This window comes from Thalassotalea fonticola (assembly GCF_032911225.1).
Taxonomy (GTDB): domain Bacteria; phylum Pseudomonadota; class Gammaproteobacteria; order Enterobacterales; family Alteromonadaceae; genus Thalassotalea_A; species Thalassotalea_A fonticola.
In genome coordinates, this window is sequence record NZ_CP136600.1 from 3,997,972 (window position 1) to 4,016,057 (window position 18,086).

The following is an 18,086-nucleotide window of genomic DNA, read 5'->3' on the forward strand; positions in this document are numbered from 1 at the left end:
CGAGCTTGCCTATATAGCGCATGCTTATTATAAACTTTAAGGTATTAGAATAATGGCTAAAGAAAAATTTGAACGTTCGAAACCACATGTAAACGTAGGTACAATCGGACACGTTGACCACGGTAAAACAACATTAACTGCTGCAATCTCAGCTGTACTTACTAAAGTACACGGTGGTGAAGTTAAAGATTTCGCACAAATCGATAATGCTCCAGAAGAGCGTGAGCGTGGTATTACAATCAATACTTCTCACATTGAGTACGATACAGATTCACGTCACTACGCACACGTAGATTGTCCTGGTCACGCCGATTACGTTAAAAACATGATCACTGGTGCTGCTCAAATGGACGGCGCAATCTTAGTAGTTGCTGCTACAGATGGTCCTATGCCACAAACACGTGAGCACATCTTATTATCACGCCAAGTTGGTGTACCATTCATTATTGTTTTCATGAACAAATGTGACATGGTAGATGACGAAGAGTTATTAGAATTAGTAGAAATGGAAGTTCGTGAACTTCTTAGCGAATACGATTTCCCAGGTGATGACTTACCAGTAATCCAAGGTTCAGCATTAGGCGCCCTTCAAGGTGAAGCTAAGTGGGAAGAGAAAGTAGTTGAGTTAGCTGATGCACTTGATTCTTACATTCCAGAGCCAGAGCGTGCAATTGATGGTGACTTCATTCTTCCAATCGAAGATGTTTTCTCAATTCAAGGCCGTGGTACAGTTGTAACAGGTCGTGTTGAACGTGGTATCGTAAAAGTTGGTGACGAAGTTGCTATCGTAGGTATCAAAGACACTACCCTTACTACATGTACAGGTGTAGAGATGTTCCGTAAGCTTCTTGACGAAGGTCGTGCTGGCGAGAACTGTGGTGTATTATTACGTGGTACTAAGCGTGAAGACGTACAACGTGGCCAAGTATTATGTAAGCCTGGTTCAGTTAACCCGCACACTAAATTCGAATCAGAAGTATACGTGTTAAGTAAAGATGAAGGTGGTCGTCATACACCATTCTTCAAAGGTTACCGTCCACAGTTCTACTTCCGTACAACGGATATCACAGGTGCAGTAGAGTTACCTGAAGGTGTTGAAATGGTAATGCCAGGTGACAACCTTAAGTTTGTTGTTGAGCTAATCAACCCAATCGCGATGGAAGAAGGTTTACGCTTCGCTATCCGTGAAGGTGGCCGTACAGTAGGTGCTGGTGTTGTATCTAAAATCATTGACTAATGATTTGGTAAACCCCAAACCTTAAAAAAGAGCGCTTCGGCGCTCTTTTTGTTTTACGGCCAGCTTCACGGTGTTCCGTGAAGACGATAAAGTTAAGAAAATAGATACTATTTTTAGTTATCGCTGTAAGCCTCTGGCTTACAGATAAATCATTTATGATTTACTTGAGTCGTACAGTAGGTGCTGGTGTTGTATCTAAAATCATCGACTAATATCGATATTTTATAGAACACTGAAAAAGGTCGCGTTGCGGCCTTTTTTATTGCCTGTTCTACCAACTTCACGGTGTTCCGTGATGAGAAAATGCGTTAAGAAATTAGTCCGAATGGTACTAATTTTAGTAATTTTCACGAGGGTCTCTGACCCGAAGTTAGAGTCGTACAGTAGGTGCTGGTGTTGACAATTAATTGCTCCCAGCATTAATTGCATTCCCGCCATGACGTAGAGGGAATTACTAATGCTGTGGATTCAGGGATGAATTAGAGCAGTCCATGGCGGTTTTTCTAAAATCATTGACTAATATCGATATTTTATAGAACACTGAAAAAGGTCGCTAACGCGGCCTTTTTTATTGGCTAAAATTTAGAAACGAGAAACGAGAAACGAGAAACGAGAAACGAGAAACGAGAAACGAAGAGCTATTCTTCCTGGTTCGTTATGAATTTGGGTCCTCCATATTTGACAGCGAGGATATTTTTCAATCCCCCGCATTTGCCTTCTAACATCTTTTTTTATTACTTTGGAGCTGTTGGCCAGCCACGCTCACATACATCGATCATGATACCGTTTGGATCATAATACTTTTCTTCATAAACAACGGTAGAAGTATCACCTTCAGAGGAGGAAGGTCGGCCAGCAAAATGTTCACCGCCAGCGGATGTAACTGAGTCTTTAGCATCATCAAGGTTGTTAACGTGAAAACCCATATGGTGGATGCCACGATATTTTTTACCGTTTTGTCCTGCCCAGTAGTCGTTTTTAAAAGCCAAAATTGCTAAACATATCACCCCGTCCGAAACATATACACCTCGGGCTAGTGGAGAGTCTGTTTCCCCAACTTTTTCCATGTCAAAGGCTTGTATATAAAAATCTGCGGTAGCAAAAGGGTCGTCTACTGAAATCGCAATATGGCGTAATTTTGGTCTATCTAGTTTTGTTGAGGTCATATTATATCTCCAAAAGTTTTTATTAAGTAATTTAACATTAAGCCTTTTTAGGCTGATTAATCTGCGCAAGTTTTTTCTTGATACCGGCGGGTGGTTCAACCACAAAGTTCTTACAACGCCAGACATCGAAAGTATCTATGTCATCATTCCAAACGCTTGGTTCATATGGATTGTCTTTAGTTATTTGCCGCATGTCGGAATAGAATTCAAGGTTGTTACCATCAGGATCTTGAAACACAATAAAATAATTCTCACCTGAGCCATGCTTGCCCGGACCACGAGTTATTTTTATGCCTTTTGAAAGCAACATTTCTGTCGCTTGTTCAATTTCTGCATAGCTATCAAGTTGGTAAGCAAAATGCTCAACATTGTGAAATACATTAGCTGCCTGCTCGATTTCAGCATTACTCATTTGTACTAACGCTAAATCGTGATGATCGGGACCTGCATGTAAAAAGGCCATCCTATTGCCAACTTTATCGGACACCTGCAGACCAACAATTTGTTGATAGAACTCTATAGATTCGCTCAGGTTTGAAACTCGTAATACAAGATGGCCAAGCTTTTTAGGTTTAGGTTTAAACATATTGCTGCTCAAATAAGTGATTGATGAGTTTATTATTGATGAAAAACTTTTAAAAAAATTGATCTAGATCAAGCTCGGTATAACAGGGTTATAATCGATTGCGCGCTGGATATATCTATTTTGTTATGGCTCGTTTGGGATTATTCAGTGATTAAATCAACATCGATAATAGTGAAAATTACTGATAGAGGAATGTGGTTGTGTTGTTAGGTAACGCCTTGTACGAAAAAGCCATATTGGATAAATCGAAGGAACAGAATTCGAGCTATCCTTGGTAATTCTAAGTTATTCTGCCTGAAATAAAAAAAAGAGCGCTTCAGCGCTCTTTAGATAGTCAAAGTTATTAAATTAATTTTCTTACATTAACGAAATGATACTTGTACTGGAATTGTTAGAATCTGTTTACCAAATCGTTTTAACCAGCCATAAATAAGTACAAAGGTGGTAACAACAGCAAGCAAACAGATACTGGCGTATACCGGCTGCGCTGCAATATTAAATATTTGGAAAGTAAATACAGCGGCCAAGTATGCAAGAGCCAGACTCCAGAGTGCGGCGAATGTCGCCCAGCGGCTACCAACTTCATTCTTAATCGCGCCCATGGCTGCAGCACATGGTGTATAGAGTAAGATGAATAACAAATAACTGAACGCACCAATAGTGCCAGCAAATGCAGATTGCATGATGGTAATCGTGCTCTCTTCAACGCCTTGTTCAGCAGCTGCAATATGGATATCAGAAACATCACCAATATCTGTACCAAGTGGATCATCTGGTTTAATGCCGAGCAAGTTTTCCAAGACAGTGGCAGAGGCTTCATCCCATAGTTCAGCCATTGAACTTAATTGTACGCCTTCCTGTTCAGGGGCCGAATATAAGCTGTTAAACGTTGCTACAAGAGCTTCTTTGGCAAATATACCGGTGATGATACCTACACTTGCTTGCCAGTTATCTTCTTTTATACCCATAGGGGCTAGAAGAGGCGTAACTACTTGTGCACTTTGACTCAATAATGATTGCTCTGTATCTTGATGACCAAACTCACCATCCGTACCTAAGGAGTTAAAAAAGTTTAAGATACAAACAACAATAATAATGATCTTACCTGCACCTAGAAGGAAAGAACGTGTCCTTCGCCATACTCGCATTATTAAGTCGGAAAGTTTAGGCAGTTCGTATAATGGTAATTCCATGATATTTACAGAATTAGTGCCCATCAATATCGTATGTTTAAGCAATAAACCGGTAAATAATGCTGCTGCAATACCAATTAAATATAATAAAAATACTATGTTCTGCCCTGAGTCAGGAAAAAATGCTGTGGCAAATAACGCATAAACAGGTAACCTGGCACCACAAGACATAAATGGAGCCATCATAATCGTAGTAATGCGCTCACGTTCGCTATCTAATATACGCGCCGACATAACGGCAGGTACAGTACAACCAAAACCCACAATTAACGGCACAAATGCTTTGCCAGGCAAGCCAATTTTTTGCATCAAGCTATCGACAACAAACGCTGCTCTGGCAAGATAACCACTGCTTTCTAAAAGTGATAATCCAATAAATAAACAGGCAATAACAGGAATAAATGTTGCGACTGTTTGGATGCCTAACCCAGCCCCTTCGATAATCGTTAATATCCATATTGGTAAATCTAATTGGACGAGGTAATGCTGTGGGTAATCGACGAAAATGGCACCAGCAAAAATATCGAAAAAGTCGATGAATGCACTACCAACATTGATTGCAAACATAAACAACAAATACATCATTAATAAAAATACGGGTAAACCGAGTAATGGATGCAAGATGAATTTATCTAATTTATCACTAAATGAATGAGATTCTTTGGCAACAATTGTCGCTTTAGCCAATAAATCATTAATGAAGTTGTAACGTGACTGCATTATCGCGATAGTATCTTCATTATGACTTTGGCATTGATTATTCTGACAACCGCCTTGTTCTAATTCAAGTAAGTCGCAATTGTTTTCTGTTATTTGAGCTAAAATATTTTCAGGTAAAACAAGATTTTTAGGGCGAGTAGTATTGCTTTTTGAGGCCCCCATAACTGCTTCAATTTGAGCTGTAGTGTTTTTATCAAAACTGTTTACCGCAATAACAGGGCAGCCTAATTGCTCGGATAAAATATCAAAGTTTAGTTCATCAGTTTCTTTACGATCAGATTTATTTAATACCACACACATTGGCAAACCAAGCTCTAATAATTGCGTGGTTAAATATAATTGCCTTTTTAGTTGGGTAGCATCGACAACATTAATTAGGTAATCAATGTTTTCATTCTTTAGGAAGTCTTGGGTTATCGATAGATCTTTACTTTGCTGTGCTTTCGCGGTTAACGAGCTTATCCCAGGTAAATCTGACAATAGTCTTGATTGGCCAAGTAAATTACATTGTTTTTGCGTACTGGCAACAGTTACACCGGTCCAGTTTCCTGTTTTTTGTTTTGAACCAGTTAAATTATTGAAAAAAGTGCTTTTGCCGGCGTTTGCAAAACCGACCAGGGCAATATGGGAAAGTTGAGACATTAGACTAGTTCTATACCGATTTGCTTGGCAATGTTAGTAGCAAGACAAATCTTTGTGCCATGGAGGTTAAATGCAATAGGACCGTTAAATGGTGCTTTTTGCGCCATACAAATTTCAGACTTTAAGGCAAACCCCTGTTCCATTAATTGCGCGGTCAAATCAAAGTTATCTGGGAGATAACTTATTTTAGCTCGTTGGCTTTTTTGCAATTCAACTAGGGTCATAAAACTACCTTAAATAATAATGATTCTCATTACATTTTATAAAATCATGGCCATTTCAGCAATAAAATAATGAATAAATCAGATAAAAATTGATGTAAAGCAAGAAATTTAGCGTGAATTAGGCTAATTATCGCTTGGCTCTGGCGTAACGAATCCAAATATACAAACCACTGAGCGAAAGAATAATAGTTGCTAGGGCAACAATATCCATAAATAGCACCATAAAATCGCCAAAAATACGACCTGAATGTGCATCTAGCACTATTCGTTCTAACGAGAGGAACTGTGATTTATAACGTAACTTGGCAGCATCGATATCTGCACTGGAAACTTGGTCCGATTTAATCCATGAAGGTTCAGTGATGAAATCTACTTTTTGCCAATCAAGTAAGTTCTGGCCGCTTTGGTAGTAGCCAGTCTGGCTTTTTAATGTAATTGTGCTCTTGTTGGTATTAATAATCATGGCTTTAATGCCAATGGGCAGGCCATCACTTGCGGTTATCTGATCAACCAATGCATTGGTGTCATCATAAAGTGCTAATGTATTTTGACTCAACACTAGATAAAAATCTGAATACCGGCCAATAGCGATGACGCTTTCTGAGCCAGCTTGCAACAATATATCGCCGTTAAAGATATAGCCATCGCTTACACTGAACTGTTTATTCTGAAAATACCTGGTATTGCTTGGGTCTTTGATCCCGTAATGTTGCAGTAACCATTGGTTGGTAATGGCAATATGGCCAAGCTTGAAACCTTCCGTATGGTTCAGGGCGATACCTGAAATAGATAAAAAGATCAGTAGTAGCGCCGCAAAAATACCCGTTTTACGATGCCATTCACGTAAATGACGAATGAGTTTTGCGTGTAGAGTTTTTTGAGATGCTTTAACCATGGTATTTATTGCTTTGTTTGGGTTTTATTATTGAGCCAAAGAGCAAGTCGTGCGACTTTTTTTAAAGCCCTAACCGACAAAGTTGCACCGGTAATTCCATCGATATGTTGAGTTAACTGATTTTCTTCATTTAATTCGGCATTAATAAACTGCTTAGTAAAGAATTGATGACGAACTTCATCACCACGACTTTCACGAAATGCCAGTACTTTAAGATCAACAATTTTTTCGTCTTTTATATGAATGCCAATGGTGATCGGCTTTTCTTTGCCTATTTCATCCAATATCCACACTGTTGCACCATCTTGTTGCCAAAAACGTACGCGCAGTTGGTTGAACGTGCGATTCATTATGGCACTTATTGCTGTTTTATCATCAGCAGTTAACCATAAAGCCTTTGGCTTTGGCGTTTCAGCATTAAATGCTTGCGCTAAAAATTCATCATTCGACTGATAAATATCGTCAGCAAATACTGAAAATGTACTTCCAGTTAATATTAACAGAATGATGATAAATTTTTTCACGTGTATCTTTTACCTAATGCAATTGTGGTTGCTAATTTAACAAAAAACAATCGGCAATGTAGTACTATTTTTTGTTTTCTATTCATTTAAGAAATAAATTGTATTAGCCATTTATTTGTTAAATAAACAAAGTGAATAAGAGATTAGCCCTTATCCACTTAAGTGTTCATTATGCGTTATCAATCAAAATGTGATTATTTAACTTTTGACATTAAAACTGGTAACCAAAACCTAAATTAAAGCCTTTAGAATCTTTAGAACCGCCTAACTCTTCAACGTCAGCTTTAAATACTACGTTTTCATGTAAGTAGTAGTTGATACCTGCACTAGTTGACTCTACAGCGTCAGAAGAACTATCACCTGCTTGGTTGTTGTACTCAGCATAACGTGCAAATACACCAAACTCTTCATTAATTTTGTAAGAAGGCTCTACATACCAGCCTGTTTGCTCATCACGACCAAGTGAGGCAGCTTCATCACCATCAATATCCCATGTGGCGTATAATGCACGAACAGTAAAATCATTAACTTGATAAACTGCGTGTGCTTCAATTAATGTCGCAGCAGCTTCATCAACACCTGCTGCACTTTGAGTAATATCGGTTTGATATTGCACTGTAGCTGCTAATTCTAAACCTGAAATCGCTGTGTATTTTACCCGAGCTGTGTACGCTAAATTCTCAGCGCTTGCTTCAGCCACTTTTTGACGACCCTTACGGATCAAATAGGCATTCTTATTTGTTACATCATTAACTACATTTAAACCACTTGTAATTGCCGCATCAACGCTTAAACCAGGGGCGACTTTAAAGTTACCGGCAAGACCCGCTTCCCACCAAGTAGCTGGAATAATGTTCTTCTCAACACCATTACGTTCAACACCGTAGAATGTTGGTGGCTCATGAGTTTCATTAATTAGACCAACAGGTACAAGGAACAAACCTGCTTTAGTAGTGATGCTTTCGCTGTAATCGTATTCAACGTATGCCTGTTCAAGTTCAACTTCGCCTGGTTTGTCGTCACCGGCCAGTGAATGCTCTAATTCAAACTCAGAGAAAAAGCGAGTTTTTGAATCAAATTCATGACCAAAGAATAAAACAAAACGGTGAAAGTCAATTTCTGCGTCTTCATCTTCGTAGTTGTTATAGTGCAATTCACCGTAACCACCAATAGTTGTATTAGCGAAAGGGCTAGCAGATGAGTTCGCATCGATTTGATCAGCAGTTGCTTCAAGACGACTTTCAGTTTCGTTTAGACGTTTTTCTAAAGACTCTAGAACTTTTTGCTGTTCTGCAATCACATCACGCAATTCTTGAGTTTCTTCAGTAGCCATTGCATTGGTTGCAAACAAAGACATAAGCGCAGTTGCGATAATTGATTTTTTCATCGTTGGTATTCCCTGATAAAGATATTTTTAATAGATAATTATTTTATGGCGAGACTATAACGAATGTTAAATCTAAATGCAAACAATTCTCATTTGTATTTATTGATTTAGATCAAGTTTTTACTAAATGTTAAAAAAAGTCACCAAATTGCTATTTTTGTGTGAGGTTGGCAACGCCTAATAGGTATTAATTATCCTATAGGGATGAGAGATGAGGGATGAGGGGGTAGGATACAAATTGTAATCATTTTAAAAATAGAGAGGGATAAATGTGTAGAGCATAAAATAATCCCTTGAATTATCTATTAAATTATCGAAAAAATTACCCAATTTTTGAAATCCCGACTAATATTTTACTAGGGCATTTTTTATACTGTCACAGGATTTTTTTGGCAGGTCAATTTTATCAATAAAAATCAGGATGAAGCATGCGTTCAGGTAATAGTTCAGGGTTACTCTCAGCAACATTATTTCATTTAGAAAATTTTTATAAACTCTTATTAGTCATTAGCTTGTTATCATTAGCTGGCTGTGATCATGACGACGATGATGATAACGATGAAAACCCTGACACCAACATTACCGCGAATGCTGGCGTTGACCAGCAAGTAAATTCACAAGTAATTGTGACTTTATCCGGCTCTGGCTCTACAGATACCGGAACTATCAGTAGTTATGCCTGGACTCAAACCTCTGGTGATACTGTTTCCCTATTAAACTCAGACAATGCAACAGCAAGTTTCACCAGCCCAAGCAATCCAATAGATAATGCTTTAACTTTTGAACTAACTGTTACCGACTCAGAAAGCAATTTTGCCACCGATACCGTAAATATTACTGTTCAAGTTGATGGTGGCGGTGGTACAACTCCGCCAACAGCAGAAGCTGGAACCGATAAGAGCGCAATGTATGGCGATGTTGTTAATCTATTCGGCCTTGGTACCGATTCAGATGGCAATGTTGTAAGTTACCAATGGCAGCAAACATCTGGTACAGCAGTAACCTTAATCAATCCAACCTTTCCCACAACCAAATTTACAGTTCCTGATATTGAGCCTACCGATTTAGTATTTGAACTTACTGTTACTGACAATGATGGTTTAACTGCGACCGATACAGTAACTGTTTCTATTGAGGGGGAGATTGTCGAACCACCGGTAGATGGTGTGCTCCTATTTGAAACAAACTGTGGTGGTTGTCATACAGCAAATGGGTTAGGTACCCCTGGCGGGAGTGATAAAACAGGTAGAACAGCTCAGCAAATTACGGATGCTATTGCCAATGTAAGTGCGATGAATTCGTTGGACTTCTTAACAGCAGAAGAAATACAGGCGATATCAGAGGCTATAACACCTGAAACTATTGACGGCGCAGCATTGTTTGAATCTGATTGTGGTGGCTGTCATACGGGCAATGGACTGGGCTCTGGTAGCTCAGGACCGGATTTAACAAGTTATACCTTTGAGCAGTTAACTGCACGCCAAGATATGGTTGGGCATTTAACTGACCCTGAAGTGCAAGCAATTGCAGATGCACTTGTGCCTGAAATTATTGATGGTGCGGCATTATTTGAAAGTGATTGTGGTGGCTGTCATACGGGCAATGGACTGGGCTCTGGTAGCTCAGGACCGGATTTAACCAGTTATATCTTTGAGCAGTTAACTGCACGCCAAGATATGGTTGGGCATTTAACTGACCCTGAAGTGCAAGCAATTGCAGATGCACTTGTGCCTGAAATTATTGATGGAGCGGCATTATTTGAAAGTGATTGTGGTGGCTGTCATACGGGCAATGGACTGGGCTCTGGTAGCTCAGGACCGGATTTAACCAGTTATACCTTTGAGCAGTTAACTGCACGCCAAGATATGGTTGGGCATTTAACTGACCCTGAAGTGCAAGCAATTGCAGGTGCACTTGTGCCTGAGATTATTGATGGTGCACAAGTGTTTACTGATACCTGTGGTGGATGTCATACCGCGAATGGTCTTGGCTCGGGCAGTTCAGATAAGACTAATCGCAATGTTACTCAAATAATGAATGCCAGTATGACACAAGGTTTGTCCGACTTAGAATTACAGGCTGTTGAAGAAGCTATCACTAATCAAACGCAACTATTTGATGATAACTGTAGTAGTTGTCATAGCCGAGCAGATAAAGCCAATCGAAGTAGCGCTGAAATTGCCAATGCGATAGCGACAATCGGTTCAATGATGACGGCGAGTTTAGAGGTGTTAAATGAGCGTCAACTTGACGTCATTTCTACAGAGTTAATTGATGGTGCTGATTTGTTCACGAATACTTGTGGCGGTTGTCATACGGCAAACGGTTTAGGCTCGGGCAGTTCAGATAAAACAAATAAAAATATTGAGCAAATCAAAGGCGCCAGTATGACGCAAGGGTTGAATGATACTCAGTTGCAAGCCATTGAAGAAGCAATCACCAATCAGCCACAGCTGTTTGATGATAACTGTAGTAGTTGTCATAGCCGAGCAGATAAAGCCAATCGAAGTAGCGCTGAAATTGCCAATGCGATAGCGACAATCGGTTCAATGATGACGGCGAGTTTAGAGGTGTTAAATGAGCGTCAACTTGACGTCATTTCTACAGAGTTAATTGATGGTGCTGATTTGTTCACGAATACTTGTGGCGGTTGTCATACGGCAAACGGTTTAGGCTCGGGCAGTTCAGATAAAACAAATAAAAATATTGAGCAAATCAAAGGCGCCAGTATGACGCAAGGGTTGAATGATACTCAGTTGCAAGCCATTGAAGAAGCAATCACCAATCAGCCACAGCTGTTTGATGATAACTGTAGTAGTTGTCATAGCCGAGCAGATAAAGCCAATCGAAGTAGCGCTGAAATTGCCAATGCGATAGCGACAATCGGTTCAATGATGACGGCGAGTTTAGAGGTGTTAAATGAGCGTCAACTTGACGTCATTTCTACAGAGTTAATTGATGGTGCTGATTTGTTCACGAATACTTGTGGCGGTTGTCATACGGCAAACGGTTTAGGCTCGGGCAGTTCAGATAAAACAAATAAAAATATTGAGCAAATCAAAGGCGCCAGTATGTCGCAAGGGTTGAATGATACTCAGTTGCAAGCCATTGAAGAAGCAATCACCAATCAGCCACAGCTGTTTGATGATAACTGTAGTGGTTGTCATACACGCGCGGATAAAGCCAACCGAAGTGCTGCCGAAATTGCCAATGCAATAGCGACAATCGGTTCAATGATGACGGCGAGTTTAGAGGTGTTAAATGAGCGTCAACTTGACGTCATTTCTACAGAGTTAATTGATGGTGCTGATTTGTTCACGAATACTTGTGGCGGTTGTCATACGGCAAACGGTTTAGGCTCGGGCAGTTCAGATAAAACAAATAAAAATATTGAGCAAATCAAAGGCGCCAGTATGTCGCAAGGGTTGAATGATACTCAGTTGCAAGCCATTGAAGAAGCAATCACCAATCAGCCACAGCTGTTTGATGATAACTGTAGTGGTTGTCATACACGCGCGGATAAAGCCAACCGAAGTGCTGCCGAAATTGCCAATGCAATAGCGACAATCGGTTCAATGATGACGGCGAGTTTAGAGATTTTAAATGATAGGCAGCACATTGTTATATCAAACGAATTAATTGATGGAAGCTCATTATTTACAAATAATTGCACTGGCTGTCACCAAGGTAATGGAATGGGAAGTACAGGCTCCGATAAAACTGATGCGACAGCTGCTGAAATATCGGGTGCTATAGAGGGCGATTTTGGCGGTATGGGACAGTTTTCAGATTATACGAGTGCTCAAGTTCAAGCAATAGCCGATGCTCTCTTATCAACACCATAATGAATAAAAATAAAGGTAATAACAAATGCTAGATTTTATGGAATGGATTTTTGACTTACTAGAACCGTTTGGTCTGGTGATCGTAATATTTGCCATTGTGGTTGTTCTACTAATTATTGCATTTTTTGTTTCGCGGTTTTTCAACAAAACTGCTGCTTATACCAGTTTTTTTCTGCTCACTGTTGGCATCTTTGTTGGAGTCGGTAGTGTTGTTGGTTTTGAAGTTGGCATGGGAATGACAAATACAGAGGAGTTCTGTACCGGCTGTCATTTACAGCCTAACGCTACAGCTGAAACTTACCATAAATCTACTCATTTCAAGAATAAAACAGGCGTACGCCCTGTGTGTTCTCAATGTCATGTGCCGGTGGAGTTTGGTAATAAAATGTGGCGAAAAATTATTGCATCCCGTGAGTTATGGTCATATTTTTCGGGTGAGCTAGATACAACTGAACAATATTTATCAAAAGTAGTACATATGCGTGATAAAGAAATTGCTCGTTTAAAAGCTAATGACTCTCAAGAGTGTCGAAATTGTCATGAAGTGTCGCAAATGGTGTTTGAATTGCAAACAGCGAAAGCGCAAGAGTTTCATGCTGTAATGAAGAGTGAAGGTAAAACCTGCATTGATTGCCATCAAGGCCTTACTCATTTGTCTGAAGATGTTGCTGTAATTGTTGAAGCAGCCAGTCATTGATTTTTGTTTTGGAGAAAGGAAATATGCAACAAAACACTTTGTTTAAATTACCTTCAACAGTAGTTTTTATATTATTGGCTTTGCTTAGTTTATTTATAACTTGCGGAGTTAATGCACAACAAATATCGGCAAAAATTGAATGTACAAGCTGCCATGATCCAGATGTGATCCCAAAGATAAAAGCGATGCACAATAGCAAGCATTGGGATGAAATGATCAAAGAATCGCCGGTGAATAATGAAGGGTGTGTCGCTTGTCATGGCGACAGTCAAACCCACGCAGCAACGCCAACCAAATTTCAGCCTAAAACAAGTTACGGTCCAAGATGGACAAGTACGATTGATCAACAAAATAATACCTGTTTAAACTGCCATGAAAAAACCGCAACTCATAAACAATGGCGTGCTGGTAAACATGCAGCGCAAGAGGTTACCTGTGTAACCTGCCATGATGTTCATGTAGATCTTGATCCCGTCCGAGAAGAGAGTACTCAGGCAGAAGTATGTACTGTTTGCCATAAAGTTCAAAAAAATGGCATCCATCATTTTAAAGATAAAATAGAAGATAATCCTAAATGTTCAACTTGCCATAATCCCCATGCGAATCCTTTACCACAATTTATGATGTTGGAAAATAGATCATTAGGTTGCCGAAATTGTCATGACTTTAGAGAAATGCAGCTGAGCAGTGAGGTAAGCCTTAAGGCAAAAAATTATCATTTAGTGATGCAGCATAAAGACAGAACCTGTGTCGATTGTCATCTTGGTGTTGCTCATGTTGATAAAGATAATTTTTCTAAATTACGGGAAGGTGGATTAGCTTCAATGTTGGTTGATGTATTCCATCCTGGGCAATCAGATGGCGACTGGTTACTGGAAGAGCATCCCGGTGCGCAAGCACTACGTCAAGGTAGAAATTGCCGTCAATGCCATTTGGGCGAAGCTAAAGAGCTTGGTAAGGCCCTTGCTCCTAAAGGCGTTATTGCAAGTATAGAGTCTAAAGTGTCGGTTAAAAAAGTGGCATCGGCAGTGCAGTTTACTATTACTTGGCAGGGTAGTGAAAATGATACTAGTCTCGCAATAATGTATGACAATGGCCAAATTGATGCCTTTTCAAAAGGTGGTTGCTGGGCATCGTGTCATGGTGATTTACCTGACATGAGCCGAGATAGAAACCTTGAAAAAACTAAATATTTATTAAGCTCATTAAAGCAACAATACAGTGTAGGTTTTCCCAGTGTTAAATATGATCAAAAAACACTTGATAAAATGATAGCTAGTGGTGAATTTGTTGAATTATGGAAGGTTAATTTAAGCAAAGGTAAATTTGCTAATCTACAGCGCTTTATAATTTTAGATGAGCGCAAAGAAACCGAGCTCGGGCAATTAACGGCCAGTGCAAACTTTGTTAATGGTCTGTGGACTGTAATTATTAACAAAGCAATAGATGATGAAGTGAAACCGCTTATTGAGGGTAATGATATTACCTTTGGCGTAGCCATTCACTTAAATGGTAAGTCAGGTGCTGAACATAAAGTTTCATTACCATTGACCATCTCTTCAGATGGTATAGATACCGACTTTATTTTGCAGTAATAAGTTCACAAGGAAAGTTAAAGCGTGATTAAAAAAATAAAAATAGCTAAAGCTTTAAGCGCCAGAGTAACTAGTAGGGTCGCAGCCATCTTAATGGTATTTACGCTCAATAGTGTATTTGCAGCAGAGCAACCTGTTGCTGAACCTGCAGCAGAAGTTAATTGCATGGGCTGTCATCAAGAAACACAGAAAACACCTATTCATGCTATTTGGCAAACACCGCATGGCAAAGTGCTTGGCAAAAATAATCAAACTTGTGTTGCTTGCCATGGCCCAAGTGTGGAGCATGGCAAGGTGCCAAGAGATAATTCTCCAAGTTTAAGTTTTGGTCCTAAATGGCCAAGTCAATTTAACGAGCAATCTGCAGTATGCTTAGGCTGTCACGAAAAAGGAAATCAATTAATGTGGTTAAGTGGAGTACATAATGACGAACAGTTATCTTGTTTATCATGCCATAACATCCACGCCAGAATAGATGATGTTCTCGTTCGATTAGAGCAATCAGAAACCTGTTTTACCTGCCATAAATCAGTGCAAGCGTCTGCTCATATGCAATCGAATCATCCAATTTTAGAAGGCAAAACAACCTGCGTAGATTGTCATAATCCACACGGTAATATTAGCGAGCATTCTCTGAATGAACCTACGGTAAACGATACTTGCTTTTCATGTCATGCCGAAAAGCGGGGACCATTTTTATTTGAGCATGCACCTGTTGCTGAAGAGTGCACTATTTGTCACAAACCACATGGTTCGGTTAATGCTAGCTTACTGAAAACTCGTGGCCCGTTTTTATGTCAACAATGTCATTCTGCAGCATTTCATCCAAGTGTTCAACATGATGGTTCAGGGCTTCCCAATTCTGGGCAGGGCTCTGAATTCTTAATAGGAAAAAATTGCTTAAACTGTCATTCTCAAATTCATGGTTCAAATCATCCTTCTGGCTCAAGGTTAACGAGGTAGTAATGGTATGAGAATGAACGGATGGCCTTCTACTTACTTGTTTGTATTGAGCTTATTCAGCATTAATGGTTATGCGCAGCAGGCCAGTGAAGAAGAAGATCCGTTCGCGTTTTTAGCTGAAGAGAAATATCAACCTAAAGCTATTGTTGAAAAAGGTGAAATCAAGAACTCACCAGAAAGTGAAGAAGACGAAGAGGAAGATCCCTTTGCTTTTTTAGCTGAAGAAAAGTATCAGCCCAAGATGGCAGTGCAAGAAGTAGATTCACCAGGTTTTGTACAAGTCGATGTATTGAATGTAAGTGCAGACACGTTTAGTTTTGGTCAATATAACGGCTTAAGCGAAGAAGGTACCCATGTTAATTTATCTGGCTACTATAGAGATTTTAATACAGCTTCTTCATTAGTCGATTATTGGCATCTTGACGCACAAAATTTAGCTTTAGATAATCGTGATTTGTCCTTGGCATTAGGGCAAGTGCGTGCCTATAACGTTGAGTTTAATTTTAATCAAACACAACAAGTAAAAAATCTCTCCGGTTTAACCCCATATACAAATAATGGAGGGTTATTTACTTTACCGAATAGTTGGGTTGCCGCACAAACTACAGATGGCATGACTGCATTTAATGCCATAGCTAGTTCATTTGAGCAAACCTTGGAAAGAGAAAAGCTAAATTTAGAATACTCCCAGTACTTTGGCAAAAACTGGTTTTTAACCTCTGATTTCAGTACAGAAGAAAAAACCGGCACAAAAGCGACTGGTGCGGCGCTTTATGCAAATGTTCAAAATGGTCATTCGGCAATTTTACCGCAAGCTATTGATCAAACCACCAATAAAATGGAATTCTCGATAACTTATAACCAATCAAATTATTCAGTAAAAGCTGATTATCTGTTTTCTCAATTTGAAAATGAGCAATCATCGCTTACCTGGCAAAATCCATATTCTTCTTTAATCGGCCCTAACGTGGCTTACCCTGATGGAATAGGGCAAATTGGTGTTGCACCAGACAATGATCTTCATCAAATAAGAGTATTAGGCCATTATATTCATTCGCCAAAATTACGCATCATTGCTGATACGTCATATTCATTAGCTAGCCAAGATGAGAACTATTTACCCTATACCATTAATAGCCAACTTGTAACGGGAGCATTACCGCGCACAAGTTTAGAGGGTGAAGCTGTAACTATCACAGTAAAAACGTCTGTGCTTTATCGTTATTCAAATAGCTTAAATTTTAAGGGGATATACCGATATAGCGAACGCGATAATCAAAGCCCAAGAGATGCGTATCAAGTTGTTTTTGCTGACACCTGGGCGCCACTTGAGGAAAAATTCAGGCACTATAATGCACCGCATAGTAAAAATTCCAACTACTTTGAATTAACCACAAATTATCGGCTGCTAAGTCGCAGTAAGGCGTCATTAATTTATGCTTATGAAGAAATTGAACGTTATAACTATGCGGTTAACAGCACAATTGAAAACAGCATTAAACTAAAATTTAGAGTCCATTCTGAAACTAACCTGGCAAGTAGGTTCGAGTTAGGGTTTAAAGATAGAGCCGCATCGTTATATCACTGGGAACGTTCTTATTTTTCATTATTTGATGCTCAGCTGATTAACCAAACACCAGAAAATCAACGATATACCAATCACCCATTATTGAGTCAGCACTATTTATCAAACCGAGAACAATTTAATGGCAAGGCGAATTTAAATTATCCAATAGCAGATAATATTCACCTTAACTATGATATTAGCTATAAAGAAAATGATTATGATAAATCGACTTTAGGCTTAATTAACGACAAATCAATTTTCAGCTCTTTAAATGGCATTTGGATTTACTCCAATACAATTAATTTTACAAGTTATCTCACTTATGACCGTTATGAATTTGAACAAGCTGGCAGGGAGTTTACTGGCGGCTATGAAAAAAGTGCTTTCGAGCAATATGCATCATTGCCGCAAGCTAGCGACAGTGCAAAAAATTGGCAGATAACGCCAGATGACAGCACAATTTCTTTAGGCTTATCGGCACATTGGGATTATTTACCTAAGGTAATTGAAATGGACTTTGATTATCGCTTTAGTGATTCAACCAGTAAAAATGACAATTTTTTATCAGGTGGGGCAGCCGATTTAACTAACGTCGGCTTGCCCGATGCAAGCAACAAAGAACATCATTTTGAATTTAATACCTTATATCATTATAAACCCAATATGAGTTTTTCATTTAGTTACCAGTATTACCGCTTTGATGGTAAAGATTGGGCATATGATCAGGTAAATCCAAATTCAATTGCAAAAGTGGTAGGGACAGGTCAACGCCCGGCTAATGACCAACTGCATGTGTTTCAACTTTCTTTTAAGTATCAAATTGAATAGGGCTTTTGAGGTGAACA

General features: G+C 39.2%; 13 protein-coding genes. 6 read left to right on the top strand and 7 right to left on the bottom strand.

What is annotated here, in order from left to right:
• Window positions 1–52 precede the first annotated feature (52 nt).
• Window positions 53–1,237 carry an elongation factor Tu gene (tuf, locus tag RI844_RS16350; RefSeq protein WP_348395720.1) on the top strand — a complete coding sequence of 395 codons (1,185 nt, stop codon included), beginning with the start codon at window positions 53–55 and terminating at the stop codon, window positions 1,235–1,237.
• Between the two features lie 734 nt (window positions 1,238–1,971).
• Here the strand turns inward: tuf and RI844_RS16355 are convergent.
• The 7 genes from RI844_RS16355 to RI844_RS16385 all read right to left on the bottom strand — a co-directional run bounded on the left by RI844_RS16355 (window position 1,972) and on the right by RI844_RS16385 (window position 8,574).
• Window positions 1,972–2,403, bottom strand: coding sequence for a VOC family protein (locus RI844_RS16355; protein ID WP_348395731.1), 432 nt, complete (start codon window positions 2,401–2,403; stop codon window positions 1,972–1,974).
• A 37-nt stretch (window positions 2,404–2,440) separates the two neighbouring features.
• Window positions 2,441–2,989 (bottom strand): VOC family protein, encoded by a 549-nt coding sequence (locus tag RI844_RS16360; RefSeq protein WP_348395732.1) that lies wholly within the window; start codon window positions 2,987–2,989, stop codon window positions 2,441–2,443.
• 362 nt (window positions 2,990–3,351) lie between these two features.
• On the bottom strand, window positions 3,352–5,544 hold the full coding sequence (gene feoB, locus RI844_RS16365; RefSeq protein WP_348395733.1) for a ferrous iron transport protein B: 2,193 nt from the start codon (window positions 5,542–5,544) through the stop codon (window positions 3,352–3,354).
• The gene (locus RI844_RS16370; RefSeq protein WP_348395734.1) at window positions 5,544–5,768 is read right to left on the bottom strand and encodes a FeoA family protein; all 225 of its coding nucleotides are present in this window, start codon (window positions 5,766–5,768) and stop codon (window positions 5,544–5,546) included. The genes feoB and RI844_RS16370 overlap by 1 nt, the downstream gene beginning before the upstream one ends.
• A 127-nt stretch (window positions 5,769–5,895) precedes the next feature.
• Window positions 5,896–6,663, bottom strand: coding sequence for a PepSY-associated TM helix domain-containing protein (locus tag RI844_RS16375; protein WP_348395735.1), 768 nt, complete (start codon window positions 6,661–6,663; stop codon window positions 5,896–5,898).
• A gap of 5 nt (window positions 6,664–6,668) precedes the next feature.
• A complete protein-coding gene (locus RI844_RS16380; protein ID WP_348395736.1) occupies window positions 6,669–7,187 on the bottom strand; it encodes an FMN-binding protein in 519 nt (172 codons plus the stop codon).
• Between the two features lie 211 nt (window positions 7,188–7,398).
• Window positions 7,399–8,574 (bottom strand): porin, encoded by a 1,176-nt coding sequence (locus RI844_RS16385; RefSeq protein WP_348395737.1) that lies wholly within the window; start codon window positions 8,572–8,574, stop codon window positions 7,399–7,401.
• A gap of 428 nt (window positions 8,575–9,002) precedes the next feature.
• Between RI844_RS16385 and RI844_RS16390 the strand changes: the two genes are divergently transcribed.
• Genes RI844_RS16390 through RI844_RS16410 form a run of 5 tightly spaced genes read left to right on the top strand, consistent with a single transcriptional unit; the run spans window position 9,003 to window position 18,069 of the window.
• Window positions 9,003–12,419, top strand: a complete 3,417-nt coding sequence (locus RI844_RS16390; protein WP_348395738.1) for a c-type cytochrome — start codon at window positions 9,003–9,005, stop codon at window positions 12,417–12,419.
• Window positions 12,420–12,444: 25 nt separating this feature from the next.
• On the top strand, window positions 12,445–13,116 hold the full coding sequence (locus RI844_RS16395; protein ID WP_348395739.1) for a NapC/NirT family cytochrome c: 672 nt from the start codon (window positions 12,445–12,447) through the stop codon (window positions 13,114–13,116).
• A 23-nt stretch (window positions 13,117–13,139) separates the two neighbouring features.
• Complete coding sequence (locus RI844_RS16400) at window positions 13,140–14,711, top strand: cytochrome c3 family protein (RefSeq protein ID WP_348395740.1); 1,572 nt, start codon at window positions 13,140–13,142, stop codon at window positions 14,709–14,711.
• A 24-nt stretch (window positions 14,712–14,735) separates the two neighbouring features.
• Window positions 14,736–15,674, top strand: a complete 939-nt coding sequence (locus RI844_RS16405) for a DmsE family decaheme c-type cytochrome (protein WP_348395741.1) — start codon at window positions 14,736–14,738, stop codon at window positions 15,672–15,674.
• A gap of 13 nt (window positions 15,675–15,687) precedes the next feature.
• Window positions 15,688–18,069, top strand: a complete 2,382-nt coding sequence (locus RI844_RS16410; protein WP_348395742.1) for an MtrB/PioB family decaheme-associated outer membrane protein — start codon at window positions 15,688–15,690, stop codon at window positions 18,067–18,069.
• The last annotated feature ends 17 nt before the right edge of the window (window positions 18,070–18,086 follow it).